10 protein-coding genes are annotated in these 18105 nt (G+C 41.0%); all 10 read left to right on the top strand.

Annotation, left to right across the window (positions count from 1 at the left end):
• Positions 1-6: 6 nt before the first annotated feature.
• The 10 genes from HMPREF9446_RS05180 to HMPREF9446_RS05225 all read left to right on the top strand — a co-directional run bounded on the left by HMPREF9446_RS05180 (position 7) and on the right by HMPREF9446_RS05225 (position 18073).
• Complete coding sequence (locus HMPREF9446_RS05180) at positions 7-1854, top strand: RagB/SusD family nutrient uptake outer membrane protein (protein ID WP_009124387.1); 1848 nt, start codon at positions 7-9, stop codon at positions 1852-1854.
• A gap of 279 nt (positions 1855-2133) precedes the next feature.
• The gene (locus HMPREF9446_RS05185; RefSeq protein ID WP_009124388.1) at positions 2134-6150 is read left to right on the top strand and encodes a hybrid sensor histidine kinase/response regulator transcription factor; all 4017 of its coding nucleotides are present in this window, start codon (positions 2134-2136) and stop codon (positions 6148-6150) included.
• Positions 6151-6299: 149 nt separating this feature from the next.
• Positions 6300-7370, top strand: coding sequence for a glycoside hydrolase family 88/105 protein (locus tag HMPREF9446_RS05190; RefSeq protein ID WP_410510773.1), 1071 nt, complete (start codon positions 6300-6302; stop codon positions 7368-7370).
• 450 nt (positions 7371-7820) lie between these two features.
• Positions 7821-9260, top strand: a complete 1440-nt coding sequence (locus tag HMPREF9446_RS05195; RefSeq protein WP_009124390.1) for an alpha-L-fucosidase — start codon at positions 7821-7823, stop codon at positions 9258-9260.
• Between the two features lie 81 nt (positions 9261-9341).
• Positions 9342-10457: a glycoside hydrolase family 88/105 protein gene (locus HMPREF9446_RS05200; RefSeq protein WP_009124391.1), complete on the top strand. Its 1116-nt coding sequence runs from the start codon at positions 9342-9344 to the stop codon at positions 10455-10457.
• Positions 10458-10514: 57 nt separating this feature from the next.
• Entirely contained in the window at positions 10515-12629 is a 2115-nt protein-coding gene (locus tag HMPREF9446_RS05205; RefSeq protein WP_009124392.1) for a glycoside hydrolase family 2 protein, read from the top strand.
• Between the two features lie 506 nt (positions 12630-13135).
• Complete coding sequence (ilvD, locus tag HMPREF9446_RS05210; protein WP_039968621.1) at positions 13136-14938, top strand: dihydroxy-acid dehydratase; 1803 nt, start codon at positions 13136-13138, stop codon at positions 14936-14938.
• 40 nt (positions 14939-14978) lie between these two features.
• Positions 14979-16730 (top strand): biosynthetic-type acetolactate synthase large subunit, encoded by a 1752-nt coding sequence (gene ilvB / locus HMPREF9446_RS05215; RefSeq protein ID WP_050797281.1) that lies wholly within the window; start codon positions 14979-14981, stop codon positions 16728-16730.
• A 33-nt stretch (positions 16731-16763) separates the two neighbouring features.
• Complete coding sequence (ilvN, locus tag HMPREF9446_RS05220) at positions 16764-17324, top strand: acetolactate synthase small subunit (protein WP_009124395.1); 561 nt, start codon at positions 16764-16766, stop codon at positions 17322-17324.
• Complete coding sequence (locus HMPREF9446_RS05225; protein WP_009124396.1) at positions 17324-18073, top strand: acyl-[acyl-carrier-protein] thioesterase; 750 nt, start codon at positions 17324-17326, stop codon at positions 18071-18073. Before ilvN ends, HMPREF9446_RS05225 begins: the two co-directional genes overlap by 1 nt.
• The last annotated feature ends 32 nt before the right edge of the window (positions 18074-18105 follow it).

Here is an 18105-nt window from a genome sequence, read left to right on the forward strand (position 1 = left end):
ACAACAATGAATAAAATTGTAAAATATACATTGGGGCATATCGGTATGCTTGGGCTAATGGTTTCTGCAACGGGATGTTCTGACTGGTTAGATCCTAAACCCCTTTCTTTCTTTACTCCGGAAAATACATTCAATACCTATGAAGGGCTGAAAACAAGTACGGATATGTTGAACCGCGATGTGCGTTATTTTGATTATTATCCAACATCAGGGAGCGCTGACCCTTGTATTATTTCTGAATATTTTTTTTCGGAGATGGGAGTAAACGCTCGTACAGATGCGTCTAATGCACCAGTCGATTTGGTTCGTCAGATTACACCGTCTGCTTCTTTGACAGGAAACGCAACGCAAATAAACAACTATTGGACCTATCTATATAAAGGTATCAAGGATGCTAATACATTGTATGACCGTGCGCAGAATGTAGAGATGACAGAACAGCAGAGGGGAGAAATCGAAGCTTTGGCTTGTTTCCATCGAGCTTTCCGTTATTATCGTTTGGTACACCAATATGGTGATGTTCCTTTTATCGTACATGAGGTGACAGGTCCCCGTTACGATTTCTATACGACTAAGCGTGAGGCTATCTTGCGTTATCTGAAGGAGGATCTTGATCGTACTGCTCCTTACCTCTCCAATAACGTGTATATCGGCATGGTTACTCAAGCTGCTGCCTATCATCTGTTAACCAAAATAAATTTAGCCTTGGGAGAGTTTGAAGATGCTGTAGAATCTGCCAATAAAGTAATAGGTGATGGCGTACATCATTTGATGACTGAGCGTTTCGGGGTAAATAAGAATGATGACACAAAAGATGTAGTTTGGGATTTGCATCAGTCAGATAATAAAGCGTTGCCTGAAAACAAGGAAGTACTTTATATGGTAATTGACCGTTATGATGCAGGCTCAGATATGCGTTCTGCAGCGGGATTGGAAATTAAACGTCAATTAGTACCTTGGTATCCTGCTAGTGGGCAAATTTTGACTCCTGACGGTAAAGCGGCTTTTGTAGATAATAACGAGCAAAAGAATCCCTATTTGCTCCAATATGGTCGTGGTATCTGTACATTACGTTCTACCTGGTATCATCAGTATTCCATTTGGACCTTGGATGATACTGATTGCCGTCATAAGGATGGTAACTGGGTGCATGTTAAAGACTTGACTTATAATAATCCTGCATTAAAAGGTACTTCTGAATGGTATGGAAAAAATGTTAGATTATATAATGATAAGGATGAACAATTGATTCAGGACACCATCCGTTGTTGGAGTGGATGGCCCCACTATAAGTCTAATGTTGCTGACCAGAAAGCAAGTTGGTGGCGTGGAGGTTGGGCAGATTGGTATGTATTCCGTTTAGCGGAGACATATTTACTTCGTGCTGAAGCATATGTATGGCTGGATAAACCGGATTTGGCAGTGGAGGATTTGAATATTGTACGCCGTCGTGCCGGTGCTCGCGAATTGACTGTTAATGAGGTGAACATCAGTCAAGTATTGGATGAGCGTGCTCGTGAACTTTTTTATGAAGAGCCACGTAAGTGTGAGTTGACACGTATTGCTTTCTTATTTGCAAAGACAGGTAAGGCTGATGAAAAAGGACGCACTTATTCCATGGAAGAATTTACGACCAATAATTATTTTTACAACCGTATTATGGATCGTACTGAGTTCTATAATAAAGACGTGAAAAATGCGGTAGGTAATTCCTATACCATTGCTCCTTATAATGTATTGTGGCCTATTGCTGAAAAGGCGATTTCAACAAATGTTGAGGGGCACATTAACCAGACACCGGGATATGCTGGTTCAGAGAATAATATTGAGCCGATGGATATTCCGAATGAGTGACATTGCCGGGATATAGTATATGAATAGTAATCACCACAGATTACGCGAATTTATGTTGATGAAGAGTTCATTAAAACTTGATGCAACAGTTCGTGTAGTCTGTGGTGTTTGTTTTTTATGATTCTCTTTTGTAAGGAAGCAAAATTGAATATGCTATTTTAAATACATGAAAGAAAAAGTGATTAATGAGTGAAGATATCTTTCAATTGATTGATGGAATAGAGCTTGCTTATTGAATTTTTGTTACCTTTGTCCGGACAGTCTAACAGGATAGATTTTATGAAAAGCAGATGTTTGTTACTTTGTGTTTTCCTTTTAAAGTTATTACAGGGAGTTGCAAGTGCAGAAGTGTATAAGTTTAGAACAATGTCACCTGACGGAGGATTTTATTATGATGGAGTAAAAGCGATAGAGCAGGATAAAGAAGGCTTCCTTTGGGTGATGATGGACTATGAACTTTATCGTTTCGATGGCTATCATTATAAAAAGTATTATCCTTATTTTGCCTCAATGGCTCCAACAAAGAGATGGATATTTAATAATATGGCATCTGACTCTTTGGGGTACTTGTATGTGAATACAAATAATGGACTTTATCGTTATGAACAGAGTTCCAACAGATTGGAGAAAATATTTGATGCTGTATCACATGTGAGGATAGATGGCAACAATAATGTTTGGGTTAGGTATCAGAATAAGTGGGGAATATTAGATACGAATACGAGCACACTAAACACGCCGAAATATGATAAAAAAATACCAGATTATGGCAATACCTCTTTTTGTCTGCATAATGAAGATTTATATACGTTTGTTTACCGGAAAGTTTATCGTTTTAATTATGCGGAGAATCGGTTTGTACTTTGTTTGACACTTCCCGATACTGTTAATGGCTATATTCGTTTCGCACAAACGTATATGGGAAAACTGTGGGTATTTGTGGATAAAGATGGATTGTACAAAATAGATTTATCTACTTTCAAAATCGAAGATCATTATGAACCTTTGCCTGAATATGATGGGTATTCGTTAAGATCATTTTATATTGATAAAAAAGGCAATATTTGGTTTGGTACAATAAATGGATTGTATATACTTGATCCTTCTGATAAGAGAATAACACATTATAAGCATTCAATTACGGATCCTTTTAGTCTTCCTAACAATTCTGTTTGGGAGATAAGTGAAGATAGACAATCCAATGTTTGGATAGGAACTTATTCTGGAAAGTTGTGCTATGTCAATATAAATGAGAATAGCGCATTCAAAACTTATCATACTCAAAATAGTGGATTGAATTATGCTCCGGTAAGTGCTTTTGCGGAAGAACAAGATTATATCTGGATAGGTACAGAGGGGGGAGGGATTAACCGAATGGAGAAAGCTACAGGGAAAATTACTTCTTATGCAGATAAGGATAAATTTACTTCCAATAATATAAAATCATTGTTGATAGACAATAACCATAATTTGTGGGTTTCCACGTTTAGGGAAGGTATAGATATGTATGATTCTGAACATCGTAAGGTGAGGAATTATAGGTATTCTAAAAAAGATTCTCTTTCTCTATTGGTAAATAATATTCGTAAAACAATTATTGATGGAGATTCAGGGATGTGGATAGCCTATCAGTATCCTATACCGAAAATATCTTATTTTTCTTTCCATAGTAAAACATTTACTCATTATAGTTTGGACAATACACATAATTATAATTATTTGTTCGACATTTTAAGGCAGGGAGAGAATACATTGTGGGCGATTAGTAATGAAGCTCTTTATCGCATGGATACCCGTACACACGTTGTAGAAAAAATAATACCCAATGATTCTACATATCTGGGATTATTCACATTCTGTTTGGATGATTCTGGTAATATTTGGATAGGCACCATCGGAAATGGTCTCATTAGGTTTGATACAAATACCTCGGACTTTATTTCACAAAAAGGTGCTCTGCGAACAGATATTTATTCTATTTATAGTATTTGCTATGACAAGGGCAATGTCTGGATGGGAACTGACGATGGACTGTGTTGTTATAATATAGAAAGTAACCAACTTATGGAGTTTGATAAAAGAGATAACACACAAGGACAGGTTTATTATCCATTAGCATCTATGAAGGGAAAGGATGGATTGCTGTATTTTGGTGGGACTGATGGCTTCACTGTTGTTGACCCGGAGAAGATGTCTTATAATAATTATAACCCTCAGGCTATTATATCCGATTTTTTTATTGATCACGAGGCTGTACAGCCTAGTTATGTGCAAGATGATTCACTTAAAACTATTGTATTGAATTACGACCAAGTAAATTTTGGTTTTCAGTTTTCTTCTGACAATTATCGAATTCCAGAAAAGAATAGATTCAAATATCGTTTAAAAGGCTATAATGATTCTTGGATTTTTGCAAATGCTCAACAGCGGATGGCTGTTTATTCTAAGGTTCCGGCTGGGACTTACTATTTTGAAGTTTATGCATCCAATAATGACGGTGTCTGGAGTGAACACCCAACTGTGATAAAAGTGGTTAGAAAAACTGCACCTTGGTTCAGTATTCCTGCTTTTATTGTCTATTTATTGAGCGTGATAGGAATCATGTTCTTGATTTTCCGTCATTATGCTGAAAAGAAAAAGTTGAAATTATTATTGTATCAAGAAAGTATAGAGAAAGACAAGAAAGAGCAGATACATCAGGCGCAATTGCGTTTCTTTACCAATATATCTCATGATTTTCGGACTCCGCTATCTCTTATTCTTGCCGCTTTGGATAAACTGAGGCGTGAAGGCCTGAAAGAATATTATTATCGTATATTGAATGGTAATGTACAACGGCTATTGAATTTAGTAAATGAACTGATGGATTTCAGAACGGTAGAGAACGGCATGATGAAATTGGAATTACAATTGCTGGATATTAATTGTCTTGTACGGGAAATTGCTAATGATTTTATAGATTATGCAGGACAGCGAAATATTGATTTTAAGATAAAATGTGACGAAGCATTACCAACCAATATTTATGTTGATAAAAATGTGATTGAAAAAATTGTGATGAACTTGTTGAATAATGCTTTTAAATATACTAGAGATGGGGGAAAAATCCTTTTAGAGATAAGGTCGGGAAAGAATTTTGTGTCTCGGTATAAAAATGGTTATACAGTAGGCGAGGGTATTAGTGATGTTTTCTCTATCATAGTTAGTGATACTGGTGTTGGAATTTCAAGTGAGTCTATACATAGTGTTTTTGAACGATTTTATAAAGTGAATACGGTAAATGCTGATTCTCATCTAGGTACAGGTATCGGGCTGGCACTGGTGAAAAGTTTGGTCTTGTTACATAAAGGTTCTATTTCTATCTACAGCGAGAGGGAGAAAGGAACAGACATGGTTGTTTGTTTGCCTCTTGACTATAAAATTTTTAATGAGGCGGATTTTTTAAAGCGGTTACCTGAAGTCTATACCCAATCAGTAGATAAAGAGAAAGATGATGGTGAGATGAAGAATGTGGAGGAGACATTTTTGCCTTCAACTAAAAAGAAAATATTGATAACTGAGGATAATGAGGATTTGAGAAAACTGATAGCTGAATCTCTTTCGGATGAATTTCAAGTAATGCAGGCAAGTGATGGAATAGAGGCTTTGAAATTGGTAGCAGATGTAGAATTTGATTTGATTATTAGTGACATTATGATGCCTAATAAGGACGGAGTGGCTCTATGCAATGATATAAAGACGAATGTTGACACATCTCATATCCCTGTGATTTTATTGACAGCCAAGACTAGTCTGGAAAGTAAAATTGAAGGGGTTGATTCGGGAGCGGATCTCTATTTTGAGAAGCCGATTGACTTTACTTATTTGAAATTGTCTATTCAGAATATATTTAGAAATCAACAACAGTTGAAAGAGCATTATGCTAAAAACTATTATGCGGATAGTAGTGAGCTGGCTTCCAATGAACAGGATAGTAAATTTCTCAAGAAATTGATAGATTTTATTGAAGCTAATATGGATCAATCGGATATGGACGTTAATCTGATAGCCGAGGAGTTGTTGATGAGTAGAAGCAAACTTTATACGAAGGTTAAGAGCTTAACAGGAAAGTCGGTTGTGGAGTTTGTACTGAATTGTCGTCTGCGTAAGGCGGCTAAATTGATTTTAGAAGGAAATATGACGATGAGGGAAGTGATGATGCAGATAGGAATAGAGAGTCAAGCATATTTTACCAATTCTTTCAAAAAAGTATTTGGCGAAACACCTACAGCATTTGCTGCAAAACATAAAAAATAATTTCAAGGAGCAATTTAGATAAAACAAAAGATAAATTGAGCAAAAGATAAATAGAGAAATCATCTTCCTTTGTAGGCACTTATGAATATTAACGGAACAATATTATGAAAAAGAAATCTTTCTTTATTTTTCTTGCGCTGATTGTTTCTATGTCAATGGTTGCACAACAGAACATAGATAAAGTTGTTTTAAAATCTGTAATGAAACGAGTAGTGGATTGGCAGATTGCAAATCCGGAAAAGATTAAGAAACATGGTGAGTTGGATTGGACGAATGCTGCTCTTTATGTTGGAATGTTAGATTGGGCTGAGTTGACAGAGAAAGAGGATAATGATACTTCTTATTATAAATGGTTGATACGCATTGGTGAAAAGAATGGTTGGCAAATGGCTAAACGTATGTATCATGCTGATGACATAGCGGTGGGACAATGTTTTGCTGATTTGTATGGGAAATATAAAAAAGAAAGAATGATTGTTCCTTTGTTGGCACGTACAGAGTGGGTGGTGAATCATCCATCGAATGGCTCGTTTTTGTTGGATTATCGGGATGGCTCTACTTTGGAACGTTGGACTTGGTGTGATGCATTGTTTATGGCACCTCCTGTTTATATTAAATTGTATCGTTTGACGGGTAACCGTAAATATCTTCAATTCATGGATGAAGAATATAGAGCCACCTATAATTTTTTGTATGATAAAGAAGAATCATTGTTTTATCGTGATTACCGCTATTTTAAACAAAGAGAAGCTAATGGGCAGAAAGTGTTTTGGGGACGTGGTAATGGATGGGTCCTGGGAGGTTTGGCTGAGATGTTGAAAGATTTGCCTAAAGAGGCAGATAATTATGCTTTTTATAAAGATTTGTTTGTGACTTTAGCAACCCGTTTGGCTGGTTTGCAAGGAAAAGATGGTTATTGGCATGCCAGTTTATTGGATCCGGATTCTTACCCTTCACCAGAGACTAGTGCGACAGGATTTATTGTGTATGCTTTAACTTATGGCATCAATGAGGGGTTATTAGATCGTAAACAGTTCTTGCCGGTTGTAATGAGGGGGTGGCAGGCTATGTTTGATGCAGTGGAGCCGGATGGAAAATTAGGATATGTACAGCCTATCGGTGCCGACCCAAGGAAAGTGACTCGTGACATGACCGAAGTATACGGTGTTGGGGCTTTTCTCATGGCAGGATGTGAAATTTATAAATTGATAACCCAATAGCGGAATGAACCTTTGTTTGGGGGATATGTATGTCAAATTCTGTCATGTTGGTTTTTAATTGGAAGTGAGATTGTTTCTATAGTTTATATGGTTTGTGGTAAGATATCTTATGGAAGGAACGGTGATAGTTACAGATTGTAATTTGTCTTTTCTGTTGGAGGTTATAGAACTGTAAATACCCTTTGTCGTCGGCTTATTCGCTTGGACACTGTTGAGAATTGCGATTATTCTTTTCTTAAAAGAGCAAACTGTAAGTTAGTGAGTTAAATGAGAGCTTATGACAAATTGATTTTGAAGAGAGAGTTATATCTTAGTAAGGAATGTAAATTGTGATTTAGAAGTATCTGGAAATGTGTGAGACGTATTTAAAGAACGATTTAGGTAAAACAAAAACTAAATAGAGTAAAAGACTGGAATCTGAAATTCAGTTCTTTGCAAAAAAATAGTAACGTGAAAGAGACATTGTTTATAACTGTTTTATTTTGGGTATTGGGTGTAGAAATCTTTGCCCAAAAACAACCTCAAGTATTGCCTGCCGATCAGGAAATTTCTTTAAAGTATGGCGCCGACCGTTTAGGAAAACGTACGGATGATGCCATGCGAAAATTTCGTGACAATAGATTAGGCGCATTTATACATTGGGGACTTTATGCCATTCCGGGAGGAGAATGGAATGGAAAAGTATATAATGGAGCTGCCGAATGGTTGAAGTCATGGGCAAAAGTACCTGCGGATGAATGGTTGAAATTAATGGATCAATGGAATCCAGAAAAGTTTAACGCTAAAGCTTGGGCAAAGATGGCCAAGAAAATGGGTGTGAAGTATGTGAAAATAACAACTAAGCATCATGAAGGATTTTGCTTGTGGCCGAGTAAGTACAGTAAATATACAGTAGCACAAACACCTTATAAAAAAGATATATTGGGCGAGTTGGTAAAAGCTTACAATGATGAAGGTATTGATGTTCATTTCTATTTCTCTGTGATGGACTGGAGCCATCCAGACTACCGATATGATATTAAGTCGGAAGAGGATGCGGTTGCCTTCAATCGTTTTCTGGAGTTTACGGACAATCAGTTGAAAGAACTTGCTACTCGCTATCCTACTGTAAAGGATTTCTGGTTTGATGGAACTTGGGATGCCAGTATCAAGAAGAATGGTTGGTGGACAGCCCATGTGGAACAGATGTTGAAAGACATGCTGCCGGGAGTTACGATTAATAGCCGTTTGCGCGCTGACGATTATGGTAAAAGACATTTTGACAGCAATGGTCATCTGATGGGTGATTACGAATCCGGTTATGAGCGTCGTTTGCCCGATCCGGTAAAAGACTTGAAAGTAACCCGATGGGATTGGGAAGCCTGTATGACGGTACCTGAAAACCAGTGGGGATATCACAAAGACTGGTCTTTGAGCTATGTGAAAACTCCTTTGGAAGTGTTGGAACGCATTGTACATGCTGTTGCTATGGGAGGCAATATGGTGGTAAACTTTGGCCCTCAGGCTGACGGTGACTTCCGTCCTGAAGAAAAAGAATTGGCTGATGCCATTGGAAAATGGATGCAGAAATATGGTGAATGTATCTATGGTTGTGACTATGCCGGTTGGGATAAACAGTCTTGGGGATATTACACTCGCAAAGGGAAAGATGTATATATGGTTGTCTTTAATCCTCCTTACTCCAAGCATTTGGTGATAAAGACACCTAAAGGAACAAAAGTGGTGAAAGCGGCTTTATTGGATGGAAAAGAAGTTGCTGTAAAAGAGACTGCGCGTAATGAATATAATGTAGATATGCCGGCAAAGGATCCTGAAGGTCCCTTTGTCATCAAATTGCAGATAGAGGAAAATGCGGGCGGTGCAGATAAGTATCGTGATGCGCTGACCTGATTCTTTATGGATGGTTTTATTGGTATTTTTTTGTCTTTAACCTTAAACTGAGAATTCTAACCTTTTAATTATATAATTGTCATGAAGAGGCTTTTCTTTTTTACTTTATTCTTCTTAATAACCGTCATGCAGGTCACTGCACAGACTGATTTTGATAAAACTACCATAAAATCCATCATGAAACAGGTGGCTGACTGGCAGATCGCTAATCCCAACAAGGGTGCCGAACACGATGATTTGGACTGGACGCATGCCGCCCTGTATATGGGTATGTTGGATTGGGCGGAACTTACAGAGAAAGAAGATGGGGATGATTCCTATTATCAATGGTTGATGCGTATCGGACGACGTAACCATTTTCAAGTGGGAAAGTGGATGTATCATGCTGATTTTATTGCCGTAGGACAGCCTTTTATCGACCTTTACGTAAAATATGGCAATAAAAAAATGATAGCTCCAGTTATGGCACGTGCCAATTGGGTTGTAGAGAATCCGGCAGAGACCACTTTGGAGTTGGATTATGGGAAATTGGAAACTTTGGACCGTTGGTCTTGGTGTGATGCTTTATTTATGGCTCCCCCTGTATATGCCAAGCTTTATGCGTTGACCAAGAATAGGAAATACTTGGACTTCTTGAATAAGGAATACAAGGCCACTTATGAATATTTGTACGACAAAGATGAACATTTGTTCTACCGTGACCGCCGGTTCTTTGCCAAACGGGAAGCCAATGGGAAGAAAGTTTTTTGGGGACGCGGCAACGGTTGGGTATTGGGAGGATTGGTAGAGATTCTGCAAGTCTTGCCTCAAGACGAATCTTCACGTACTTTTTATCAGGACTTGTTCGTAACATTGGCTACGCGTGTGGCCGGCTTACAAAGTGAGGATGGATATTGGCATGCCAGTTTATTGGATCCTGCATCTTATCCGTCACCGGAAACAAGCGCAACCGGCTTTATTGTTTATGCATTGGCCTATGGGGTAAATGAGGGATTGCTTGATAAAGCCGCTTTTATCCCGGTCATTGAAAAGGGCTGGAAGGCTTTGGTGGATGCGGTGGAACCGGATGGCAAGTTGGGCTATGTACAACCGATTGGTGCTGATCCGCGCAAGGTAACGCGGGATATGACCGAAGTTTATGGCGTGGGTGCATTTCTGTTGTCCGGATGTCAGATTTATAAAATGGCAGGTAAATAATCTTTCTGTCAGTGGTTGTCGTGGAAAATGAAAGTGAAATAAATCAATTGTCTGATAATGAAAAATAACACATTGTTTTTGTTGGTCGTTTTATTGATGTTGGGTATATCCGGTAAGGTTGACGCTCGTGATGTGACATCATTCAACGATGGTTGGGAATTTAAAAAAGGACCGTTTTCGAAGGATGCCATGCAGTCTGCACGCAAGTGGAATGCTGATTGGAAGGAAGTTACTGTTCCTCATACTTGGAATGCGGAAGATATGCAGAAGAAAGTATCTGCTTTTTATGAGGGTGTGGGTTACTATCGGAAAAAATGTACTTTCCCTGAAAGCATGAAAGGCAAGCGCGTCTTTCTGCGTTTTGAAGGGGTTGGCTCATGTGCCGAGGTTTATATCAACGGCTACCTTGCAGGATCGCATAAGGGTGCTTACTCTGCTTTTGTCTGTGAAATCGGTTCGCAGCTAAAGTTCGGTGAAGAGAATGAAATAATAGTGAAAGCGGACAACACGGCACGTCCCGATGTTATTCCTACCAATCATATTCTGTTTGGTGTTTATGGAGGAATTTATCGTCCTGTATGGTTGGTGGTAACGGAACCTTGCAGCATTGTTGTGAATGATTGCGCTTCTTCCGGCGTGTATATCACTCAGAAGAATGTTTCGAAGAAATCTGCTGAAGTGGCTGTAAAAGTAAAAGTGGATAATGCAACGTTGGCTCCTGTTCCGTTGGTTTTGGAGAACGCTATATATGACGGCAATGGCAAGCTGGTGAAAAAACATAGCCAGTCTTTTGAACTGACCCCACAGGGCGTACAAGACTATTCCTCACAATTTAGATTGAACAATCCTCATTTGTGGCAAGGACGGGAAGATCCTTATCTGTATAAGGTGGTATCACGTCTCATGCAGAACGGCCGTGTGCTGGATGAAGTTGTCCAGCCGCTGGGGCTCCGGAAATATGAAGTGGTGGCAGGCAAGGGATTCTTCTTGAATGGAAAGAAATATCCAATGTATGGTGTAACCCGCCACCAAGATTGGTGGGAGTTGGGCAGTGCCTTGACCAATAAAGAACACGATTTCGATTTGGCGCAGATTATGGATATAGGTGCAACTACTGTCCGCTTTGCGCATTATCAGCAGTCTGATTATATCTATTCCCGTTGTGACACATTGGGTTTGGTGATTTGGGCGGAAATTCCTTTTGTCAATCGGGTAACCGGACAAGAGTGGGACAATGCACATCAGCAAATGCGTGAATTGGTCCGTCAGAGTTTTAATCATCCTTCTATCTATGTATGGGGTATTCATAATGAAGTATATCATCCGCATGGTTATACAGCCGCTCTTACACAATCCATTCACGACCTTTGCAAGCTTGAGGATCCAGACCGTTATACAGTGTCGGTGAACGGTTATGGCAATGCAGACCATCCCGTCAATCAAAATGCAGATATACAGGGCATGAACCGTTATTTCGGCTGGTATGAAAGGAAGATACAGGATATCAAGCCGTGGATAGAGAAAATGGAAAAAGAATATCCTTGGCAACGTCTGATGTTGACAGAATATGGTGCAGATGCCAACATTGCTCATCAGACAGAGATTTTGGGGGATGCGCTGAACTGGACAAGTCCTTTTTACCCGGAAACGTTCCAGACCAAGACACATGAATATCAATGGAGTATTATTGCCCGGCATCCTTATATCGTTGCCTCTTATTTATGGAATATGTTTGACTTTGCAGTGCCAACATCAAAAAGAGGCAGTGTAGATGCGCGCAATATGAAGGGAATGATGACTTTTGACCGCAAGATCAAGAAAGATTCTTATTTTTGGTATAAGGCTAATTGGAGTGAGGAGCCGGTCCTTTACTTGACACAACGCCGCAATGCTTTGCGTGAGAAAAAAGAAACCTCCATTACCGTATATTCTAATATCGGTACTCCAAAGGTATATCTCAATGGACAAGAACTATCCGGTGTCAGGAAAGGCTATACTGATGTACATTATATATTTGACAAGGTATTGTTGAATGATGGCAAGAACGTGTTGAAGGCAGTTGTTTTCCATCAGGGAAAAGAATATACCGATGAAATAGAGTGGACTTATAATGGTGAATGTAACCGGGAGGCAGATTTCTTTGAACATAAGAAAGAGCATGGCAGTTGGTAATTTAAAGAACAAGGCGTAAAAAAGCGCCGGAGTCGAATGATAAATTCTTTCTAACTTGATTAATATCTAAGTTTATCTTTATTGAAAACGTATGAGCCAAGGATTTATTAGTTGATGCCGTGAGGCGACAGGCTAATAAAATCTCCTTGGCTTTGTTTATAGGTGGAATGGCGTACATATAGTAAGAACGGAATATAAGAAAGTGATAAAATAGGATTTTATAGCAATGTTTTCTTACGATTATTCATATTTATCTCAATTTTTTCTTCAATTTGTTTGGAGTTTATAAAAAAGCCTTTACCTTTGCAGCACGATTAAACAAAAGAACAATTAGTTATGAATTTACATACATCTATTAACCTGGCAGTCCTGCATATTATTCGCGTCGTGGTGGTGGCATCAAGAGCGTGAGAAAGGTTATGTATGTATTCGTACGTTAGAAGATAATTTGTTAAGCCTTTCTCACAGTAGTGGGAAAGGCTTTTTCATTAAAAGGAGATTGTAAGATGAAGCATCAGTTACGTAGTTCGTTCAGTACACAAGGTCGCCGTATGGCAGGAGCACGTGCTTTGTGGGTGGCCAATGGCATGAAGAAAGAACAGATGGGAAAGCCCATTGTCGCTATAGTCAATTCTTTTACTCAGTTTGTCCCCGGACATGTGCACTTGCATGAGATCGGTCAGTTTGTCAAGGAAGAGATTGAAAAGCAGGGATGTTTTGCTGCGGAATTCAATACGGTTGCCATTGATGACGGTATCGCTATGGGACATGACGGTATGCTTTATTCACTGCCTTCACGGGATATCATTGCAGATAGTGTGGAATATATGGTAAACGCCCATAAGGCCGATGCGATGGTTTGCATCAGTAATTGCGACAAGATTACCCCGGGCATGCTGATGGCTGCCATGCGGTTGAACATCCCTACCGTTTTTGTTTCCGGTGGTCCTATGGAGGCAGGCAATTGGAATGGGCGGCATCTGGATTTGATCGATGCTATGATCAAGTCGGCCGACGAAAGTGTAAGTGACAAGGAGGTTGCCGAGATAGAGCAACATGCTTGTCCTACTTGTGGTTGTTGTTCGGGGATGTTTACTGCCAATTCGATGAATTGTCTGAATGAAGCAATCGGTTTGGCATTGCCGGGTAACGGTACCATTGTGGCTACTCATGAAAATCGTAAGCAATTGTTTGAGGATGCAGCTAAACTGATTGTGGAAAATGCCTATAAATATTACGAAGAAGGAGATGAGAGCGTGCTTCCGCGAAGTATTGCCACTCGCCAGGCTTTTCTGAATGCAATGACATTGGATATTGCCATGGGAGGCTCCACGAATACAGTACTTCACTTGTTGGCCATCGCTCATGAAGCCGGAGTGGATTTCAGCATGGACGATATTGACAGGTTATCCCGCAAGGCTCCTTGTCTGTGTAAGGTGGCTCCGAATACTCAAAAATATCATGTACAGGATGTGAACCGTGCCGGAGGCATAATTGCCATCATGGCCGAACTGGCAAAAGGTGGTTTGGTAGATACGGGTGTTCGTCGGGTAGATGGCATGACGTTGGCCGAAGCGATAGACCAATATGGTATTACCAGTCCGAACGTATGCAAAAAGGCAATCAAAAAATATTCCAGTGCAGCCGCCGAAAGGTTCAATTTGACATTGGGTTCACAGGACGCTTATTACAAGGAGCTGGATACAGACCGTGCTGGAGGTTGTATCCGTGATTTGGAGCATGCTTATAGTAAAGATGGCGGTCTGGCTGTCTTGAAAGGGAACATTGCCCGGGACGGTTGTGTGGTCAAGACGGCCGGTGTGGACGAAAGTATATGGAAATTTACAGGCCCTGCCAAAGTTTTTGATTCACAGGATGCTGCCTGCGAAGGTATATTGGGAGGAAAAGTGGTCAGTGGTGATGTTGTCGTTATTACCCATGAGGGACCGAAAGGAGGGCCGGGTATGCAGGAAATGCTTTATCCTACCTCTTATATAAAATCCCGTCATTTAGGTAAGGAATGTGCGTTGATTACGGACGGACGTTTCAGCGGTGGCACTTCTGGATTGAGTATCGGACATATTTCTCCCGAAGCCGCTGCCGGTGGTAATATCGGGAAGATACAGGACGGTGATATTATTGAGATCAATATTCCGGAACGTTCTATAAATGTAAAACTGACGGATGAGGAGCTTGTGGCACGTCCCATGACTCCGGTAACCCGTGACCGAACGGTATCAAAAGCACTGAAGGCTTATGCAAGTATGGTAAGTTCTGCAGACAAGGGGGCGGTGAGACTGATTGACTGATTCAGGTGGCTTCCGATTTTTTTAATGAATGAATAAAGATATGGCTGATAACAATAAAAAGAGTAACTCTTCCTCCCTTTCTTTGGGAGAGGGCCGGGGTGAGGCTTTGATAACAGGTGCAGAAGCGTTGATGCGTTCTTTGGAACATCAAGGGGTAAGGACTATCTTTGGTTATCCGGGGGGTAGCATCATGCCGGTATTTGATGCCTTATATGACCACCGGATGAATTTGAATCATATTCTGGTTCGCCATGAGCAGGGAGCAACTCATGCCGCACAAGGCTTTGCGCGTGTATCGGGTGAAGTCGGGGTGTGTCTGGTAACCAGTGGTCCGGGGGCTACCAATACTATAACAGGCATTGCCGATGCCATGATAGACAGTACGCCGATGGTAGTCATTGCCGGTCAGGTAGGGACTAATTTCTTGGGTACGGACGCTTTCCAGGAAGTGGATTTGGTAGGCATCACACAGCCAATCACCAAATGGAGTTATCAGATCCGCCGTGCCGAGGATGTAGCCTGGGCTGTGGCCCGCGCCTTTTATATCGCTAAAAGCGGACGGCCCGGACCGGTGGTATTGGACTTTGCCAAGAATGCCCAAGTAGATAAGACGGGATATGTTCCTACCAAAGTTGATTATATCCGCAGCTATCTTCCTGTTCCGGAAATGGATCCGGAAGCCATTCAGAGGGCGGCGGATATGATAAATGGCGCAGAACGTCCGTTAGTGTTGGTCGGACAGGGAGTAGAGTTGGGAAATGCGCAGCGGGAACTCCGTGCGTTTATAGAGAAAGCGGGGATGCCTGCCGGTTGTACATTATTGGGACTATCGGCCTTGCCTACAGACCATCCGTTGAATAAAGGCATGTTGGGGATGCATGGGAATCTCGGCCCGAACATAAACACGAATAAATGTGATGTACTTATTGCCGTAGGCATGCGTTTTGATGACCGCGTGACGGGTAAGCTTGCGACTTATGCTACACAGGCGAAAGTTATTCATTTCGATATCGACCCTGCCGAGATAGATAAGAATGTAAAGGCTGACATTGCCGTTTTAGGAGATTGCAAAGAGACTTTGGCTGCCGTTACGGAGTTATTGAAACCTGCCGCCCATGAAGAATGGCTGGAGAGCTTTCTCCCATACGAGCAGATGGAAGAAGAAAAAGTGATTCGTCCCGAATTGCATCCTGCCGGCAGCGCATTAAGCATGGGGGAAGTGGTACGGGCTGTCAGCGAAGCGACCGGCCACGAAGCTATTCTTGTAACCGATGTCGGGCAAAATCAGATGATGTCCGCCCGTTATTTTAAATATAGCAAAGAACGCAGCATTGTTACTTCCGGTGGTTTGGGTACAATGGGCTTTGGCCTGCCGGCGGCTATTGGTGCTACTTTCGGACGTCCGGATCGTACGGTCTGTGTATTTATGGGAGATGGCGGCTTGCAGATGAATTTGCAGGAGCTGGGCACTATCATGGAACAGAAAGCTCCGGTAAAAATGATTCTCTTGAACAATAACTTCCTGGGCAATGTTCGTCAATGGCAGGCTATGTTTTTCAACCGCCGGTATTCGTTCACGCCCATGATGAATCCTGATTATATGAAGATAGCGTCTGCGTATGACATTCCGGCACGCCGGGTACTTGCCCGCCAGGATTTGAAGAAAGCGATAGATGAAATGGTTGCTGCCGACGGTCCGTTCTTGTTGGAAGCATGCGTGGTTGAGGAAGGTAATGTATTGCCGATGACACCTCCGGGCGGTTCTGTAAATCAGATGCTGTTGGAATGCTGAAGATCTATAAATCATAAATCTATAAATTAATCCATGAGTGACAAGACATTATATACCATTATCGTTCATTCGGAAAACTTTGCCGGCTTGTTGAATCAAGTGACGGCTGTATTTACCCGTCGGCAAATAAATATCGAGAGTCTGAATGTATCGGCCTCTTCCATCAAGGGAGTACATAAATATACCATTACTGCCTGGACGGATAAAGCTACCATCGAAAAGGTTACCAAACAGATAACCAAGAAGATTGATGTATTGCAGGCTCATTATTTTACGGATGACGAGATATACCAGCACGAAATTGCCCTGTATAAAATAACGACTCCCGTTTTGGAAGAAAAACCGGAAGTATCCAAAATCATCCGTAAATACAATGCGCGTATCGTGGAGGTAAACGCTGTGTTTTCGATTGTGGAGAAAAACGGCATGAGTGAGGAAATCACCAATCTTTATGAGGAATTGCGTGTGTTGGACTGTGTGCTTCAGTTTGTCCGTTCAGGGCGCGTAGCCATAACTACCAGCTGTTTTGAACGTGTCAACGAGTATCTGGCTGACCGCGAAGCGAAATATCGTCAAAGTAAACAAGAAGAATAATGAGTGAGAACAATAAAATAGGTACTTATAAGTTTGTGGCCGAACCGTTCCATGTTGATTTTACCGGACGCCTCACAATGGGGGTTCTTGGGAACCATTTGTTGAACTGTGCCGGATTCCATGCCAGTGACCGTGGTTTTGGTATAGCGACGCTGAACGAAGACAATTACACATGGGTGTTGTCTCGTCTGGCTATCGAACTGGATGAGATGCCTTACCAGTATGAAGATTTTTCTGTTCAGACCTGGGTAGAGAATGTCTATCGTCTTTTCACAGACCGTAATTTTGCCGTTATCAATAAAGAGGGAAAGAAAATAGGTTATGCGCGTTCCGTATGGGCGATGATTAGCATGAATACCCGTAAACCGGCTGATTTGCTGGCGCTTCATGGTGGCAGTATAGTGGATTATGTCTGTGATGAACCTTGCCCGATTGAAAAGCCTTCACGCATCAAGGTATCTTCAAGGGAGCCGGCAGCTATATTGGAGGCCAAGTATAGTGACATTGACATTAACGGACATGTGAACAGCATTCGCTATATTGAGCATATACTCGACCTGTTCCCCATTGAAATGTATAAGGAGAGGCGAATCCGCCGTTTTGAAATGGCGTATGTGGCCGAAAGCTACTATGGTGACGAACTGGCCTTCTATATGGATGATATCGGTGACGGGGTCTATGATGTAGAGGTGAAGAAGAACGCTGCCGAAGTGGTTTGCCGTTCTAAGGTGATATTTACTGAAAAATAAAATCTATTAATCAACGTTGGCGCAAGCCACAA

The sequence above is a fragment of the Bacteroides fluxus YIT 12057 genome (assembly GCF_000195635.1).
GTDB classification, from domain to species: domain Bacteria; phylum Bacteroidota; class Bacteroidia; order Bacteroidales; family Bacteroidaceae; genus Bacteroides; species Bacteroides fluxus.